General features: G+C 74.0%; 14 protein-coding genes. 4 read left to right on the top strand and 10 right to left on the bottom strand.

The window, feature by feature from the left end; translation table 11 throughout:
- Positions 1–28: 28 nt before the first annotated feature.
- The 4 genes from JOF36_RS11670 to JOF36_RS11655 all read right to left on the bottom strand — a co-directional run bounded on the left by JOF36_RS11670 (position 29) and on the right by JOF36_RS11655 (position 3,832).
- Positions 29–940, bottom strand: coding sequence for a serine protease (locus JOF36_RS11670; RefSeq protein WP_245350795.1), 912 nt, complete (start codon positions 938–940; stop codon positions 29–31).
- Positions 941–1,091: 151 nt separating this feature from the next.
- Complete coding sequence (locus tag JOF36_RS11665; protein ID WP_210026728.1) at positions 1,092–1,976, bottom strand: AAA family ATPase; 885 nt, start codon at positions 1,974–1,976, stop codon at positions 1,092–1,094.
- A gap of 72 nt (positions 1,977–2,048) precedes the next feature.
- Entirely contained in the window at positions 2,049–2,870 is an 822-nt protein-coding gene (locus tag JOF36_RS11660; protein WP_245350794.1) for an ABC transporter permease, read from the bottom strand.
- Entirely contained in the window at positions 2,867–3,832 is a 966-nt protein-coding gene (locus tag JOF36_RS11655) for an ATP-binding cassette domain-containing protein (RefSeq protein WP_210026727.1), read from the bottom strand. The genes JOF36_RS11660 and JOF36_RS11655 overlap by 4 nt, the downstream gene beginning before the upstream one ends.
- Positions 3,833–3,941: 109 nt before the next feature.
- Here JOF36_RS11655 and JOF36_RS11650 point away from each other — a divergent pair, with 109 nt between their 5' ends.
- From JOF36_RS11650 to JOF36_RS11635, 4 genes are all read left to right on the top strand, one after another.
- Positions 3,942–4,745 carry a TetR/AcrR family transcriptional regulator C-terminal domain-containing protein gene (locus JOF36_RS11650; RefSeq protein WP_210026726.1) on the top strand — a complete coding sequence of 268 codons (804 nt, stop codon included), beginning with the start codon at positions 3,942–3,944 and terminating at the stop codon, positions 4,743–4,745.
- Between the two features lie 101 nt (positions 4,746–4,846).
- Positions 4,847–6,961: a RecQ family ATP-dependent DNA helicase gene (locus JOF36_RS11645; RefSeq protein WP_210035410.1), complete on the top strand. Its 2,115-nt coding sequence runs from the start codon at positions 4,847–4,849 to the stop codon at positions 6,959–6,961.
- A 59-nt stretch (positions 6,962–7,020) separates the two neighbouring features.
- Positions 7,021–8,040, top strand: a complete 1,020-nt coding sequence (locus tag JOF36_RS11640) for an ABC transporter substrate-binding protein (RefSeq protein WP_210026725.1) — start codon at positions 7,021–7,023, stop codon at positions 8,038–8,040.
- A 71-nt stretch (positions 8,041–8,111) separates the two neighbouring features.
- The gene (locus tag JOF36_RS11635) at positions 8,112–8,513 is read left to right on the top strand and encodes a nitroreductase/quinone reductase family protein (protein WP_210035408.1); all 402 of its coding nucleotides are present in this window, start codon (positions 8,112–8,114) and stop codon (positions 8,511–8,513) included.
- A gap of 3 nt (positions 8,514–8,516) precedes the next feature.
- Here the strand turns inward: JOF36_RS11635 and JOF36_RS11630 are convergent, their stop codons facing one another.
- The 6 genes from JOF36_RS11630 to JOF36_RS11605 all read right to left on the bottom strand — a co-directional run bounded on the left by JOF36_RS11630 (position 8,517) and on the right by JOF36_RS11605 (position 16,868).
- Complete coding sequence (locus tag JOF36_RS11630) at positions 8,517–9,752, bottom strand: methyltransferase domain-containing protein (RefSeq protein ID WP_210026724.1); 1,236 nt, start codon at positions 9,750–9,752, stop codon at positions 8,517–8,519.
- Positions 9,753–9,822: 70 nt separating this feature from the next.
- Positions 9,823–10,938: a glutamate 5-kinase gene (gene proB, locus JOF36_RS11625; RefSeq protein WP_210026723.1), complete on the bottom strand. Its 1,116-nt coding sequence runs from the start codon at positions 10,936–10,938 to the stop codon at positions 9,823–9,825.
- Positions 10,939–10,945: 7 nt separating this feature from the next.
- Positions 10,946–12,448 (bottom strand): GTPase ObgE, encoded by a 1,503-nt coding sequence (gene obgE / locus JOF36_RS11620; RefSeq protein WP_210026722.1) that lies wholly within the window; start codon positions 12,446–12,448, stop codon positions 10,946–10,948.
- Between the two features lie 97 nt (positions 12,449–12,545).
- Entirely contained in the window at positions 12,546–12,803 is a 258-nt protein-coding gene (gene rpmA / locus JOF36_RS11615; RefSeq protein ID WP_210026720.1) for a 50S ribosomal protein L27, read from the bottom strand.
- Between the two features lie 11 nt (positions 12,804–12,814).
- Positions 12,815–13,120, bottom strand: a complete 306-nt coding sequence (rplU, locus tag JOF36_RS11610; protein WP_210026718.1) for a 50S ribosomal protein L21 — start codon at positions 13,118–13,120, stop codon at positions 12,815–12,817.
- A gap of 166 nt (positions 13,121–13,286) precedes the next feature.
- Entirely contained in the window at positions 13,287–16,868 is a 3,582-nt protein-coding gene (locus JOF36_RS11605) for a translation initiation factor IF-2 N-terminal domain-containing protein (RefSeq protein WP_210026716.1), read from the bottom strand.
- Positions 16,869–17,032 lie beyond the last annotated feature (164 nt).

The raw sequence follows: 17,032 nt of genomic DNA, 5'->3' as shown, positions 1-17,032 counted from the left end.
TCCATCATGCGTGACCGGTCCGACATTCTCACCCCGTCAGCCCTGCGGGGTCGACGGGCACGACCTTCGGGTCGAACGGCCGCTCGCCGGGCACCAGCCGCAGCGAGCCGTCGAACCCGCCCGGGCCGTTGGCGTAGTCCAGTGCCGAGCGCAGGTCGGTGACGCCGTTCGTGCCGGCCGCCGGGGCCAGGTTGAGCGTGGACAGCACGCCCAGCGCCGAGCCGTCGCCGGACAGGTAGCCCGACCCGGAGTCGCCCGGGACGCCCGGCGGGACGGTCGTGAGCGTGTGGGTCCAGCCGGCGCCCGAGGTCCCGGCCGAGGTGCCGGTCTTCGGCCGCAGCGCCCCGATCCCCTGCCGCAGTGACGAGTCGCCGTAACCGAAGACGATCTCGCCGGCAGCGGTGCCGTCGGTGTCGACCGCGGTCGGACCGCCGTAGAACGGCATCGTCGGGTTCGTCGCCGCGACGTCGGCCGGGTCGATCCGGACCAGCGCGAAGTCGTTGTACCGGCAGGCGTTCGGGTCGGTCTCACCGCCTTCCTGCATGGCGATCCAGGACGAGTACGCCAGGGTGCCCGGACGGTCCGCGCCCTCGATCTCGACCGGCGTGCCCAGCGGCAACGACGCGGCCCCGCACCCGTCCAGCTCGGTCGGGCCGCCGGTTCCCGCGCAGTGCGCGGCCTGACCGAGGAACACGTCCGCACCGTCGGTGAACACGAAGTTGGCGGTGCACTGAGCCCCCTCGTCGCCGGTGCGGGTCATGACACCCGGGGTGACGGTGGCCTCGTCCGGGGGCGCGAAGCCCGGGCCCTCCTGGGCGGACGCGGTCCCCGCAGCGGCGACGGTCATGGCCAGCGCGGCGGCCGCGGCGAGGGCGGCACGGACGCGACGGCGCCGCGTGACGGTCGGGGCGGGACGGTCGTGGTCCGGGACGGCGGTCATCGGCGTCGGGCCTCCGGGAGTCGCGGGGAAGCGGTTCACCCGGCACAACTCGCGAGGACGCCGCACGGTTACGCCGGGCATCGGTCGGATCCCGACGTTCACTCCATCGAGCAGCGCGCCTGCGACGAACGGCCTACCCGTATCCGGCCGTTCAGTTCAGGCGCAGCTCGGCCGCCGCCTTGTCCGCATCCGAGCGGTGCTTGAGGACGACGCCGAGGGTGGACCGGACGGCATCGTCGTCGAGGGTGTCCAGGCCCAGCGCCAGCAGGGTGCGGCCCCAGTCGATCGTCTCGGCGACGCTCGGGGCCTTGCGCAGCTCCATCGCGCGCAGCACCCGGACCGTCCGGACCAGGGCGTCGGTGAGCTGCTCGGTCAGCTCCGGCACCCGGGTGAGGACGATGCGTCGCTCCAGGTCGGCGTCCGGGAAGTCCAGGTGCAGGAACAGGCAGCGCCGCTTGAGCGCCTCGGACAGCTCGCGGGTGGAGTTCGAGGTGAGCAGCACGAACGGGCGCCGGGCCGCGGCGACGGTGCCGAGCTCGGGGATCGAGACCTGGAAGTCCGAGAGCACCTCCAGCAGCAGTCCCTCCACCTCGACGTCGGCCTTGTCGATCTCGTCGATCAGCAGCACCGTCGGGTCGGTCCGCCGGATCGCGGTGAGCAGCGGGCGCGGGAGCAGGAACTCCTCGGAGAAGACGTCGTCACGGGTCGCGTCCCAGCCCTCCTGCCCCTGCCCGGCGGTGATCCGCAGGAGCTGCTTGGCGTGGTTCCACTCGTAGAGGGCGCGGGCCTCGTCGATGCCCTCGTAGCACTGCAGCCGCACCAGCTCGGAGTCCGTGGCCGCCGCGACCGCCTTCGCCAGCTCGGTCTTGCCGACGCCGGCCGGGCCCTCCACCAGGAGCGGCTTGCCGAGGCGGTCGGCGAGGAACACCGTGGTCGCGACCGCCGTGGACGTCAGGTACCCGGCCGCGCCGAGCCGCTCGGTGACATCGGCGACGGAGCCGAACGCAGGCTGGTGGACTGTGTTCACGGCGGCCATCCTGCCCTGCGAGCGGCCCGGTACGCCGCCCACCCCGGACGCCGGGTGACCCGGATCACCCGGCGCCGGTACTCAGCGACCGCGGCGGGCGAACACCCACGCGGCGGCCACGAGCGACACCACCGCGAGGCTCGCGCACCAGATGAGCGCGACCGCGGCCGTCGGGCCGAGGTCGCCGACCGGGGCGCCGTCCGACCCGAGACCGACCAGCAGGCCCCGGACCGTCTCGATCACCGGTGTCACCGGCTGGTTCTCGGCGACGCCGCGCAGCCAGGCCGGCATCGTCTCCGGCGGGACGAACGCGCTGGAGACGTACGGCAGGAACAGCATGAAGAAGCCCAGTCCCCCGGCCGCAGCGGGTGTGCGGGCCACGACTCCGACGAGGGTCGCCACACAGGTGATGGCTGCGATGTAGGCGGTGACGACACCGACCGCCCCGAGCCAGGCGAGCGGACCCGCGTCCGACCGGAAGCCGATCAACGCCGCCACCGCCAGCACGATCGTCGTCGTCACCAGGTTCTTGAGCACGCTCGCCAGCACGTGCCCGGCGAGCACCGTCGCGCCCGCGACCGGCATCGACCGGAACCGGTCCATGATCCCGAGGGCACTGTCCTGGACCAGCGCGATGGCCGTGTTCGCCGCCCCGTACCCGGCGCACAGCAGGATCACCCCCGGCGTGGCGTAGCTCAGGTAGTCGGTGCCGACCTCGATCGCCCCGCCGAAGACGTAGACGAACAGCAGCATCATCATCGTCGGCAGCAGGAGTCCGACGAGCAGCTCGTCGGGGTCGCGGCGGGCGAGCCGCAGCACCCGGCCGGTCATCGTCATGGTGTCCGGCACGATCCGCAGCCACCGGGCCGGCGCCGATCCGGAAGCGTCCACCATCGTGGTCATGCCGCCACCTCCACGGGCTCGCGGACGTCCGCCGCCCGGGGGGCGTGCCCGGTCAGCGCCAGGAACGCGTCGTCCAGGGTGGGCGCGCGCAGCTGCCAGTGCTCGGGGACGGCACCGGCCGCCTCGACGCCGGCGAGGATGTGCCGTACGTGCCCGACCGAGCCGTCGGTGGGCACCCGCAGCTCCCGTGCGACGGGGGCGGGGACGCCGAGCGCCGACGCCACCCGGGCCGCGTCCGCGGCCACCGCGAAGGTCAGCTCGACGCTCGCGTCGCCCACCTCCCGCTTGAGCTGCGCCGGCGTGCCCTCGGCGACCACCCGGCCGCCGTCGATCATGGCGACGCGGTCGGCGAGCCGGTCCGCCTCCTCCAGGTACTGGGTGGTGAGCAGCAGGCTGGTGCCGTCGGCGACGACGCCGCCGATGACGTCCCACATGCCGTGCCGGCTGCGCGGGTCCAGGCCGGTGGTGGGCTCGTCGAGGAACAGCACCCGCGGGTGCCGGAGCAGCCCGGCGGCGAGGTCGAGCCGGCGGCGCATCCCGCCCGAGTAGGTCCGCAGCTGCCGCCCGGCGGCACCGGTGAGCTCGAAGGCCTCGAGCAGTTCGTCGACCCGGGGCCGGACCGCGCGACGGGGCAGGTGCGCCAGCCGCGCCATCATCGTCAGGTTCTCCCGGCCGGTCAGCTTCTCGTCGACCGCCGCGTACTGCCCGGTGAGGCCGATGACCTCGCGGACCCGGCGGGCGTCGGTGACGACGTCGTGGCCGGCGACGACGGCGCTGCCGCCGTCCGGCCTGGTCAGCGTGCTGAGGATGCGGACGGTGGTGGTCTTCCCCGCCCCGTTCGGCCCGAGCAGCGCCAGCACCTCCCCCTGCCCCAGCCACAGGTCGACGCCGTCCAGCACCCGGACGGTGCCGCCGCCGTAGCTCTTGCGCAGGTCCCGCACCCGCACCACGGGCTCGTCCATCTCGGTCCTCCTCGGATTTACTGCTTACGATACAAACTGTTTATAACATCAACTGCGTACGGTGGACACGGTGGATGTGCGGCGGACCGGCCGGGGGAGGATGGGCGGCATGGGTGAGCAGGAGATCCCGTCGACCCTGCGGCGGCTGTGGGGGCGAACCGAGCGGCCCCGGCGCGGGCCGAAGGCGTCCCTGAGCGTGCAGCGGATCGTGGCGGCGGCCGCGCAGCTCGCCGACGCCGAGGGCCTGGGCGCGGTGTCGATGGCCCGGGTCGCGGAGTCGCTGGGCTTCTCGGCGATGGCGCTCTACCGGCACGTGGCGAGCAAGGACGAGCTTCTGGCCCTGCTGGCCGACCACCTCGCCGCGGAGCTGGCGATGCCCGAGCACGCCGACGACTGGCGGTCCGGGCTGGAGGCGTGGACGCGCGTCCAGATCGTGGCGGCCCTCGCCCGGCCGTGGTTCCTGGACCTCCCGCTGGCGGTCCTGCCACCCGGACCGCATCGGATGCGCTGGATGGAGGCGGCCTTCGCAATGCTGCGCGGGGTCGGCCTGACCGGCGAGGAGAAGCTGGCGATCATCGGGTTGCTCGCCCAGCACGTGCTCGCGGAGGCGCGGGTGCAGTCCGAGGCCGGGCGGGCGGCGGCCGCCGACGTGCGCCGCACCCGGGGGCTGCCGGCCGACACCTCGGAGTCCGAGCTGGACCCGGCTGACCTCGCGGCGGCGAACCCGATGCACGACTTCGAGGCGGTGCTGCGCCATCTGGCAGGCCCCGGGGAGTACCCGGAGATGGCTGCGGCGCTGGCCGAAGCCGGTCCGTTCCCCACCGGCACCCCCGACGTCGACGACGAGATCGACTTCGGGCTCGGGATCGTGCTCGACGGCGTCGAGGCGTACGTGCGCCGGCGCAGCGCCTGAGCGGAGCTTGCGGCAGCGAACCTCGGTGCTGAGCGGAGCTTGCGGCAGCGAACGTCGGTACCGAGCGGGTGGTCGCGAGACTGTCGGGGGTCGGCGCCACCATGGGGGACGTGACCACCGCATCGACAGACCTGCGCGAGCGCGCCGAGACCGTCCTGGAGCAGCTCGCCGGCGAGGGCGCCCGGTTGCGCGAGGACCAGTGGAGGGCGATCGAGGCCCTCGTCGCGCAGCACCGCCGCGCGCTGGTCGTGCAGCGCACCGGCTGGGGCAAGTCCGCCGTCTACTTCGTGGCCACCGCGCTGCTGCGTGAGCAGGGCGCCGGTCCGACAGTGATCGTGTCCCCGCTGCTCGCGCTGATGCGCAACCAGATCGACGCGGCGATCCGGTCCGGGATCGTCGCGGTCACGGTGAACTCGGCGAACGCCGACGAGTGGGACGCGGTCTACGCCGACATCGAGAACGGCGACGTCGACGTGCTGCTGGTCTCCCCCGAGCGGCTCAACAACCCCGACTTCCGGGACCGGGTGCTGCCCAAGCTGGCCGCGACCGCCGGGATGCTGGTGGTCGACGAGGCACACTGCGTGTCCGACTGGGGGCACGACTTCCGGCCGGACTACCGGCGGTTGCGCACGCTGATCGCGGAGCTGCCGCCGGGGATCCCGGTGCTGGCCACCACGGCGACGGCAAACGACCGGGTCGTCACCGACGTCTCCGAGCAGCTCGGCATGGGCCGCGACGATGACGATGCAGGCACGCTCGTGCTGCGCGGATCGCTCGACCGCGAGTCGCTGCGCCTCGCCGTCGTCCAGCTGCCCACCCCGGCCCGGCGGCTGGCCTGGCTCGCGGCGCGGCTCGACGAGCTGCCCGGCGCCGGGATCGTCTACACGCTCACCGTGCAGGCCGCCGACGAGGTCGCCGAGTTCCTGCGCGAGCGCGGCTTCGCGGTGCGCTCCTACTCCGGCAAGACCGATCCGGAACAACGCCTGGCCGCCGAGTCGGACCTGCTGGAGAACCGGGTGAAGGCCCTGGTGGCGACGTCGGCGCTGGGCATGGGCTTCGACAAGCCCGACCTGGGCTTCGTGGTGCACCTCGGCGCCCCCGCCTCGCCGGTGGCCTACTACCAGCAGATCGGCCGCGCCGGGCGTGCCCTCGACCGGGCCGAGGTGATCCTGCTGCCCGGCCGGGAGGACCGCGACATCTGGGCCTACTTCGCCTCGCTGGCCTTCCCACCGGAACCGCTGGTCCGCCAGACCCTCGACGTGCTGTCCGACCACCCGCAGTCGACGGCGTCGATCGAGACCCGGGTGGACCTGTCCCGGACCAGGCTGGAGATGCTGCTCAAGGTGCTCGACGCCGACGGCGCGGCGAAACGGGTGAAGGGCGGCTGGGTCGCCACCGGCCAGGACTGGGTCTACGACACCGAGCGGCACGCCCGCGTGAACGAGGCGCGCCGGGCCGAGCAGCGGGCGATGCTCGACTACCTCGCGACCACCGAGTGCCGGCTGGTGTTCCTGCGCCGCCAGCTCGACGACCCGGACCCGACACCGTGCGGGCGCTGCGACACCTGCACCGGCACCGTCTGGTCCGATGACGTCCCGGCGGACGGCGAGCAGGCGGCGACCGACCGGCTCGCCCGGCCCGGGATCGAGATCGCGCCGCGGAAGATGTGGCCGTCGGGGATGAAGGAGATCGGCGTCCCGCTATCCGGCCGGATCGCACCCGGCGAGCAGGCCGCGCCCGGCCGGGCGATCGGGCGGCTGTCCGACATCGGCTGGGGCACCCGCCTGCGCGAGCTCCTGTCCGGTGGCGACGACCCCGTGCCCGCCGACGTCCTCGACGCGGTGGTCCGGGTACTGGCCGGCTGGGACTGGGAGCAGCGTCCGGCCGGGGTGGTCGGGATCGGCTCCCGGACCCGCCCGCACCAGTTGCAGCACCTGGCCCGGCGGATCGCCGAGATCGGGCGGCTCCCCCTGCTCGGCACCCTCGAGCCGGCCGGCGAGCGACCGGAGGCGAAGGAGAACTCGGCCCAGCGGCTCGCCGCGGTGTGGGAGGGCCTGGACGCCTCCGGGCTCCCCGACCTGTCCGGCGTGGAGGGCCCGATCCTGCTCGTCGACGACGTCGTCGACTCGGGCTGGACGATGACCGTCGCCGCACGCGCGGTGCGGCGCGCCGGGGCGCCGGGGGTGATGCCGCTCACACTCGCGCTCGCGGGGTGATCTATCCCGGCACCCGATCCATGGATTAGGTTTGCCTACCTTGAGTTCGAGGAGGATCCATGGGTGTCGCTCGGGTGTTCCGGTTCCCGGTTCTCGCCACGGTGCTCGCGGCGTCGCTGCTGCTCGCCGGGTGCGGGTCGTCGGCCGCCCCGGAGGATGCGTCGGCGGGCGCAGACGGTGACGGCCGGTTCCCGGTGACGGTCCCGCACGCCTTCGGGGAGACGACGATCCCGGAGAAGCCGCAACGGGTGGTCGCGCTGGGGCCCAACGACCTCGCGGTCGCGCAGGCGGTCGGGGCGCCGATCGTCGGGGCGATGCAGAACGTGACCGCCACCGGCCCGGTCCTGCCCTACCTGGACCCGCTGCCGGCCGACGTGCTGGCGCTCGACCCGAACACCACGCTGTCGCTGGAACAGGTCGCGGCGTTCGAGCCGGATCTCATCCTGGCGGTCTCGGCCTACCAGGTGGTGGACCGCGCGACCTACGACCGGCTCAGCACGATCGCACCGACGGTGGCGTTCGCCGAGTCGCTCTACGGCGCCTCCATGCAGGACGACGCGCGCCAGGTCGGACGCGCGCTCGGCGAGGAGGAGAAGGTCGAGGAGCTGATCGCGGCGGCGGATGCGCGGCTCGCCGGGATCCGCGACGAGCTGCCCGGCCTCGCCGGGAAGACGTACCTGTTCGGGCAGGCGCGCGGCGAGATCCTGCCGATGGTCGTCGGTGAGCAGAACCAGTCGACGGCGTTCATGCGCGCGCTTGGCCTGACCGTACCGGCGTCGTTCGCGAACGCGCCGGCCTCGGACGACCTGGCCCCGGGCACCGTCGGCCTCTCCTACGAGGAGGTGGGCAGGCTCTCCGAGGCCGACCTGCTGATGATGACCTTCGCCGGGGACGGCGACCGCGCAGCCTTCGAGAACAACGAGCTGGTACGGCGGGTGCGGGCGGTGCAGCAGGGCACCTACACCCCGCTGACCCTCGACCAGGCCGTCGCACTCCAGGCGCCGAACGTCGTGGCGACGGGGTGGCTCGTCGACCAGCTGCGGCCGGCGCTGGAGAAGGTCGCCGGCGCCGGCAGCTGAGCGCGGGCCCCGGAGGCTACCGGCCGGTAGGATCGCGAGCCGTGAACCCTCCCGACTTCGCGCTCAAGGCGATGAACGCCGGCCACCGGCTGCTGATCAAGCTCTCCGGCGGAAAGGTCGGCTACTCCGCGATGGGGATGCCGGTGGTCGAGCTGACCACCACGGGCCGCCGCAGCGGTGAGCCGCGGACGGTCCTGCTGACCGCGCCGGTGCACGGCGAGGGCAGCTACGTCGTCGTCGCGTCCCGGGGCGGCGACGACAAGCACCCGGCGTGGTTCCACAACCTGCGGGCGAACCCGGAGGTCGATGTGGCGGTACGGGGCGAGGCACCCCGGCGGATGCGGGCCCGGGTCGCGTCCCCGGACGAACGGGCCCGGCTGTGGCCGCAGATCGCCGGCCGGTACCGCAACTATGCGGGCTACCAGCGCAGCACCGAGCGGGAGATCCCGCTGGTCCACCTCGAACCCGTGTGAGCCTCAGCCGCGCCCGGTGTCCCACGACAGGCGCAGCCGGGTCCCCGCGCTGTCGATGATCTCCCGGTCGGCGTCCGGTCCCGGTCCGGGCGCGACGGCGAGCGCGGGGACGACGGCGTCGATGCGCAGGTCAGCGGCGTGCGGACGGCCGGCGGCGACCCAGTCCTCGATCAGCGCGCCGAGCCGGTCGGCGGCAGCACCGGCGCCGGGCCCGAACGACCGGATCGTGGCCGCGGGCTCGGCGAGCAGCACCGCGCACCCGTCGTGGCCGGTGAGACCGAGCCCGGCCCGCGCCCCGGCCAGCGGGAACAGTGCCGCGGCGAGCCCGGGCCCGGACGGGCCGAACAGTCGGACGACGGCCGGGTCGGCCAGCGCGCACCACAACCCGAGCCCGTCCCAGAGATCCGACACCGAACCGGGTGCCGGGGACGGCCGATCCTCGCCGGGCTCGCGCACCGCCCGTTCCAGTGTCCGCAGGCCGGCGGGCCCGGCCCCCGGACCCGCGGACTGGACCGTCCACCCGCAGCCGGGGAGCACCGCGTCCGCACCGGGATCCGCCCCCGCGCCGCGCAGCCGGACGAACGCGCAGCTGCGCACCGAGGTGGAGCTCAGCCGGCCCGGCCCGGTGAGCGCGAACGCCACCGACAGCTGGCTGCCGCGCACGGTCAGCGGGAGCACCAACCGGCCGCCGGGAACCAGCTGCGCCACCCACTCCGGCCGGACACCGGTCGAGCCGACGGTCAGCTCGATCCGGTCGTAGGGCGCCGATCCCGGGTGACCGCCCGCGCCGTCCGCGATCACGGTCTCGACGCCGTCCACCCCGGCCGCGGCCAGGTTGGCCCGGGCGCCGGCGACCAGGTCGTCGTCGATGTCCACGGTGGTCACCGCGCCGTCCGGCCCGACGACGTGTGCGAGCAGTCCCGCGTTCCACCCGGCCCCGGCGCCGATCTCCAGCACGCGGTGCCCCGGGGCGGCGTCGAGCTGCTCCAGCATGATCGCCACCATCGACGGCTGGGACACCGAGCTGACGGTGACCCCGCCGTCGCTCTTGATCGGGACGGCCTCGTCGGCGTAGGCGGTGGCCGGGTCGTGGCCGGGCAGGAACAGGTGGCGCGGCACCGCCTCCAGCGCGGCTCGGATCCGCGGGCTGTGCACCCGCCCCTCCCGCACCAGGTCGGCGACCAGCTGCGCGCGGGCCTCGGCGGTCGCCCCGTCCTCGGCGCTCTCGGCCGTCGGCATACCGGCCATTGTGGGCCTTCGGGCCCGTGAGTGGGTTACCAGGGCCCGAACCCTGAGGACCACTCAGGAGTCACATCGTGACCAGGTCATCGGCGTGCACGAGCTCGCGGCGCTGTTCGGGCGGCAGTTCCCGGGTCCGCCTGCCGATCATCGAGGGCAGCTCGGTCGCGTCGTAGGACACGACGCCGCGGGCGATCGCCCGGCCGTGCGGGGCGAGCAGCTCGACGACGTCACCGGCGACGAAATCCCCGGAGACCCCGTGCACCCCGGCCGCGAGCAGCGACCGGCGCCGCGTGCGCACGGCCTCGACCGCACCCTCGTCGAGGTCGAGGGCACCGCGGACGTCGGCGGCGTGCCGCAGCCAGAACCGGCGGGCGCTCATCCGCCGCCCGGACGCCCGGAACGCGGTACCGACCTTCGGGCCGTCCGGCCCGGTGTCCACCGCGGCCGCTGTCTCCTCCGCGGTGCTCAGCAGCACCGGGATCCCGGCCGCCGACGCCATCGCCGCGGCGGTGACCTTGGTGGCCATCCCGCCGGTACCCAGCCCCGAGCCGGGCCGGGTGACGCTGACCCCGGCCAGCTCCGACGGGTCGTCCACCTCGCTGATCAGCGACGATCCGGGGTCGAGCGGGTCCCCGTCGTAGAGCCCGTCGACGTCGGAGAGGAGCACCAGGGCGTCCGCGCCGACGATGTGTGCGACGAGCGCGGCGAGCCGGTCGTTGTCGCCGACCCGGATCTCGGCGGTGGCGACGGTGTCGTTCTCGTTCACCACCGGCAGCGACCCGAGCTGCAGCAGCCGTTCCAGGGTGCGCTGGGCGTTGCGGTAGTTGGACCGGCGGATCATGTCGTCCGCGGTCAGCAGCACCTGCCCGATGCCCTGGCCGAACCGGGCGAACGACGCCGAGTAGGCGTGCGCCAGCAGCAGCTGACCGACCGACGCCGCGGCCTGCTGGGTGGCGAGGTCGCGGGGCCGCTTGCGCAGCTGCAGCGGGGCGAGCCCGGCCGCGATCGCACCCGAGGAGACGAGCACGACCTGGCTGCCGGCCTCCCGCCGGGCCATCAGGGCGTCGACGAGCGAGTCGAGCCGGGCCGGGTCCAGCCCACCGGTGAGGCTCGTGAGCGACGAGGAGCCGACCTTGACGACGATCCGCCGGGCGCCACCGATCGCGGATCTGGTGGAGGTCATGCCCCGGTCACTCGTCGAGCTCGCGGTCCGAGGCGTAGTACGCGCCGGCCGCGAGCTCGGCGTCGGACAGGTGCGCGCGGCGCGCGGCCCGGGCACGCTTGCGCTCGTCCGCACCGACCCGCTCGTTGCTCTTCTCCAGCCGGACGTCGGTCCCCCGGCCGGTGAGCAGCGCCGCGATCCCCGCCGGGGTGGACGGCTCCCAGTCGAAGGTGACGCCGCCGATCGTGACCGGGCAGCCGGGCACGGCACCGGCCTTCGCCAGCTTCTCCTCCACCCCGAGCCGGGCGAGCCGGTCGGCCAGGTAGCCGATGGCCTCGTCGTTCTCGAAGTCGGTCTGCCGGATCCAGCGCTCGGGCCGCTCGCCGCGCACGACGAACCCCCCGTCGAGCTCGGTGTCGGGCTCGATCGTGAAGCCGGAGTCGTCGACGGCCCGCGGCCGGATGACGACGCGGGTCGGCTCCGCCTCGGGGTTCGTGGCGCGGCCCGCGGTGACCCGCTCGGACATCGCGAACGTCAGCTCACGCAGCCCGGACCGGGACGCGGTGGAGATCGGGAGGACCGGCCAGCCGAACCGCTCGGTCAGGTCCTCGCGGACCATGTCGACCAGGTCGGCGGCGTCCGGGACGTCGATCTTGTTCAGGGCGATCAGCCGCGGGCGCTGGTCGAGCCGCTCCCCCAGCGCGCTGGTGCCGAGCATGTCGGCGTAGTGGGCGAGCTCGGTCTCCAGCGCCTCGATGTCGGACACCGGGTCGCGCTCGGTCTCGAAGGTCGCGCAGTCGACGACGTGTACCAGCACCGAGCACCGCTCGACGTGCCGGAGGAACTCCAGGCCGAGCCCGCGCCCGCCGGCCGCTCCGGGGATCAGTCCGGGCACGTCGGCCACGGTGAACGTGTCATCGCCCGCGCTGACCACACCGAGCTGCGGGACGAGCGTCGTGAACGGGTAGTCGGCGATCTTCGGCCGGGCCGCGGAGAGCGCCGCGACCAGCGAGGACTTGCCGGCGCTCGGGAATCCGACCAGCCCGACGTCGGCCAGCGACCGCAGCTCGAGGGTGTAGTTGATCTCGTCGCCCGGCTCGCCGAGCAACGCGAACCCGGGTGCCTTGCGCGCGGCCGAGGCCAGCGCCGCGTTGCCGAGCCCGCCCCGGCCACCCTCGGCGGCGACGAACCGGGTGCCCGCGCCGACCAGGTCGGCGACGATCTCGCCGTCGGCGTCGAGGACCACCGTGCCGTCGGGGACGCGCAGCTCCAGGTCGGGCGCGTTCGCCCCGTTCTTGAACGAACCCTGGCCCTGGGTACCGCTCTTCGCGGTGGCGTGCGGGCGGTGGTGGTAGTCGAGCAGCGTGTGCACGCCGGGATCGACGACGAGGACGATCGAGCCGCCCCGGCCGCCGTTGCCCCCGTCGGGGCCGCCGAGCGGCTTGAACTTCTCGCGGTGCACCGAGGCGCAGCCGTTGCCCCCGGCCCCCGCGGTCGCATGCAACACGACGCGGTCGACGAACCGGGACATGACGGTGCTCCTTCGGCTGGAAGTCTTCAGACGACGAACGGCGGGCCCCCCGTTACCGGGGTGACCCGCCGTCGGCGTCGCTGTGCTGGCGGGTCGCTCAGACCTCGACCGGCACGATGTTGACGGTCTTGCGACCGCGCTTGGCACCGAACTGCACGGTGCCGGCGGCGAGGGCGTACAACGTGTCGTCGTTGCCCCGTCCGACGTTGACACCCGGGTGGGTGCTGGTGCCACGCTGGCGGATGAGGATCTCGCCGGCCTTGACCGTCTGGCCGCCGAAGCGCTTCACGCCCAGGTACTGGGCGTTGGAGTCGCGACCGTTGCGGGAGCTGGATGCACCCTTCTTGTGTGCCATGACGCGGCTCCTTACTTGCCGATCGCGGTGACCTGGACCGTCGTCAGCGGCTGGCGGTGGCCCTGACGCTTGTGGTACCCGGTCTTGTTCTTGAACTTGTGGATCCGGATCTTGGGACCCTTGGTGTGCTCGACGACCGTGGCCGTCACCGCGGAGGTGAGGCCGGCGACGTCGGTGGTCACCTGGTCGCCGTCGACGAGCAGCACCGCAGGCAGACTGATCTCGGCGCCGGGCTCACCGTCGATCTTCTCGACGGTGACCTTGTCCTCGACGGCTACCTTGTACTGCTTGCCGCCGGTCTTGACAATCGCGTACATCGCTGACGCACGACTCCTGGAAATCGGGGGCACTCGCTAGAGCGCGCACGGGTCTCTCACAGCTCGCGCCGGTACCCGGCGCGCACGCCACCGCCCCCAGATTTCTGAGTACAGAGGCGTGGCTTCTGTCGGTCAAGGGTACGCGACCCCACTATCGGGGCCGCACTCACCCCCCGTCCTGGGGCGGCCCCGCGGGGCGCGACGCCGACCGGCGCCGGCGGCGGGGCTGGGAGACGACCGCGGCCGGCTCCGGCTGCGCCGGGACGGCCGGGGTGTCCGCGCCCTCCGGTGCCGGGGCCGGGGTGTCCTCGCCCTGGGCGGGGGTGGTGATGACGACCGGCTCGGCGCTCGTGCGCGGTGCACCGGCCGACCGGCTGACCCGGCGCCGGCGCGGCGCCGGGGCCTCGTCCGCCGGAGTGCCCGGCGCGGTCCCGGCCGAGTCCACGGCAGTGGACCCCACGACCGTGGCGTCCCCGGCCACCGGGGCGGCACCGGCCGTGTCGGCCACGGCGGGCTCGAGGCTGCCGGCCGTGGTCGGCTCGGCCGGGGCACGCCCGGTGTGCGGCGCCGCGGTGCCGGTCAGCCTGCCGACCGGCTCGGCGACGGCCGTGCCGTCGTCGGGGTCACGGCTCGGCTCGGGTGCGGGCGCGGCGTCGACGACCGTGCTGTCCGCGGTCGCGGGCACCGTCTCGTCCGTGCGGGCGGGTGAAGCGCCCTCCGTGGCGGCGGGACGCGTGTCCTCCGTGCCGGCGGATGCCGGGCTCTCCGTGGCGGGGCCTCCCGTGGCGGGGACCTCGCTACCGGCGACCGCGCCGTCGTCGCCCTTGACCGCTCGTCCGGCGGCGACAGCGGCGACGCCCGCGGCGGCCGAGGAGGTGTCCACGGCGCGGTCGGCGTGGCCGTTGCGCTCGGATCCGTTGTGCTCCGGGCCGCCGGCGTCCGGGCCGTCGTTCGGCCCGGTGTCGCCGTCACCGTTGCCGCCGCCGCCGCGGCGACGCCGACGACGTCCACCGCCGTCACCAGCGCCGTTGTCGTTCGCGTTGCCGCCGCCGTTCCCCCGGCCACCACCGTGGGAGTGGTCCGCGGCCGTCTCCGTCGAGACGATCACCCCGCGGCCCCTGCAGTGCTCGCAGGGAGTGGAGAAGTGCTCCAGCAACCCGCCGCCGACCCGCTTCCGGGTCATCTGCACCAGGCCCAGCGACGTCACCTCGGCCACCTGGTGGCGGGTGCGGTCGCGGGCCAGGCACTCGGTGAGCCGGCGCAGCACCAGGTCCCGGTTGGCCTCCAGGACCATGTCGATGAAGTCGACGACGATGATCCCGCCGATGTCGCGGAGCCGGAGCTGGCGGACGATCTCCTCCGCCGCCTCCAGGTTGTTCCGCGTGACGGTCTCCTCGAGGTTGCCCCCGGAGCCGGTGAACTTGCCGGTGTTGACGTCGACGACGGTCATCGCCTCGGTCCGGTCGATCACCAGCGTGCCGCCCGACGGCAGCCACACCTTCCGGTCCAGCGCCTTGAGCAACTGCTCGTCGATCCGGTTGTCGGTGAACACGTCGGACGGGCCGGTGTGCCGGTGCATCCGGTCGGCCAGCTCGGGCGCGACGTGCTGCACGTACCCGAAGACGGTGTCCCAGGCGTCGGCGCCGGAGACGGTCAGCTTCGTGAAGTCCTCGTTGAACTGGTCGCGGACGACCTTGACCAGCATGTCCGGCTCCTCGTAGAGGAGCGTCGGGGCCTTCGGCGCGCCGGGACCGGTCTTCTCGGACTTCTCCTTGACCACCGCCCACTGCGCCTGCAGCCGGCGGACGTCACGCTCCAGGGACTCGTGCGAGACGCCCTCGGACGCGGTCCGGATGATCACCCCGGCCTCGGACGGGACGATCTCCTTCAGCATCTCCTTCAACCGCTTGCGCTCGGTGTCGGGCAGCTTGCGGGAGATCCCGGCCGCGCCACCGGCGGGCACGTAGACCAGGAACCGGCCGGCGAGCGAGATCTGCGTGGTCAGCCGGGCGCCCTTGTGCCCGACCGGGTCCTTCGTGACCTGCACCAGCACCTGGTCGCCGGACGACAGCGCCTGCTCGATCTTGCGGGCCTTGCCGTTGAGGCCCGCCGCGTCCCAGTTGACCTCACCGGCGTAGAGCACCGCGTTGCGGCCGCGGCCGATGTCGACGAACGCCGCCTCCATCGAGGGCAGCACGTTCTGCACGCGGCCGAGGTAGATGTTGCCGACCATCGACGACCCGGAGTTGCCGCCGGTGATGAAGTGCTCGACGAGGACGTCGTCCTCCAGCACCCCGATCTCGGTGCGGTCGGCCAGCTGGCGGATCACCATCTGCCGGTCGACGGACTCCCGGCGGGCCAGGAACTCGGACTCGGACAGGATCGGCGGACGCCGGCGACCGGCGTCCCGGCCGTCCCGGCGGCGCTGACGCTTGGCCTCGAGCCGGGTGGACCCGCGGACGCTCTGAACGCCGTCGCCCGCGGACTCGGTGCGGGCCTCGCGGACCTCACGGACCTTCGTGACGGTGTTCGGCGGGTCGTCCTCGGAGCGGTCCTCGACCTCGGTGCCCCCGCGACGACGGCGACGACGGCGCCGGCGGGATCCGCCGGACGACTGCTCGTCACCCCCGCCGTCGGAGTCGCCGTCGGCCTCGTCCTGCGAGGAGTCCCCGTCCGACCGGTCGTCGGAGTCCTCGTCGTCGGAATCCGACTCACTGTCGGAGTCGGAGTCGGTGTCGGAGTCGCCCTGCTCGTCGCCGCCTTTGCCCCGGCCGCGACCGCGACGGCCCCGGCGGCGCCGCCTGCGGTTGCCCTCGTCGTCGTCGGCGTCGTCCTCCGAGTCGGGGGACGACTGCTCGGTGGACGACTGCTCGGTGGACGACCGGTCCGTGAAGGACCGGTCCGTGGACGACTGCTCGGCGGCACGCTGCCCGGTGACGGGCTGATCGGTGGCCGGCCGGTCGGCCGCAGACTGCCCTGCAGCGGACTGCTCGGTGCCGGACTGCCCGGTGCCGGACTGCCCGGTGCCGGACTGCCCGGTGGTGGACTGCCCGGTGGTGGACTGCCCGGTGGTGACCTGATCAGCGGCCGACTGCTCGGTGGCGGGCTTGCGGCGCCGGCTCTTGCGGCCCCTCCGGCCACCACCGCTCTCCGCGGTCTCCTCGCCGTCGCCGTCGCCGTCGCTGTCACCGGGTCCCGTGGCCGGCGCGGCGGGCGTGACCGGGGTGGCCGGCGTCGTCGGGGCCTGGAACATCGGGACGGCGAAGACGGGTGTGAGCCCGGCCGACGGCGTCTCGGCCGGGGCGCCTGCGGCGGCCGGCGCGGTGGTGTTCCCGGCGAACGGGTCGTGCCCCGCGGTGCCCCGGCCGCGCCGGGTCTCCCGGGCCGGAGGCTCCTGAGCCGGAGACTCCTGAGCTGGGGGCTCCTGAGCCGGAGACTCCTGAGCCGGGGGCTCCTGAGCCGGGGTCTCCGGCTCGGGCTCTCCGCTCGGGGCCGCCTGCGAACCCGCCCCGGTGGTCACGGGGGCCAGGGCCGCGACGACCTGCTCGGCCGTCGCACGGGTGATGTTGGACTGGACGCTGCGGACGTCCTGGCCGAGCGTGGCCAGGGCACCGAGGACGTCCCTGCTGGCCCTGCCGAGCAGTTTCGCCAGGGCGTGCACCCGCATCTTCTCCGGGAGGTCGGAGTGGGGGGCGGGCTCACCGGAGAGCCCGCCGGTGTCACCGGCGGGCGCGTCGTTCACGGACATTCAGCTCCTTCGCCCCCGGGCGCCTCAGTGGGAGGCGGCCGCGCAGGGACCTTGCGCGTTATCGTTCCGCAGCTCGCGCGGGTGCGCGGTGCGGCACACCTGGTGTCGCTGCCCCGGGAATCCGGGGATGGTGCCTCGACGGCGTTCCGGCGGCATGTGCGCCG

This window comes from Pseudonocardia parietis (assembly GCF_017876315.1).
In the GTDB taxonomy this organism is placed as follows: Bacteria; Actinomycetota; Actinomycetes; order Mycobacteriales; family Pseudonocardiaceae; genus Pseudonocardia; species Pseudonocardia parietis.
This window is presented reverse-complemented; position numbering and strand designations above follow the sequence as displayed.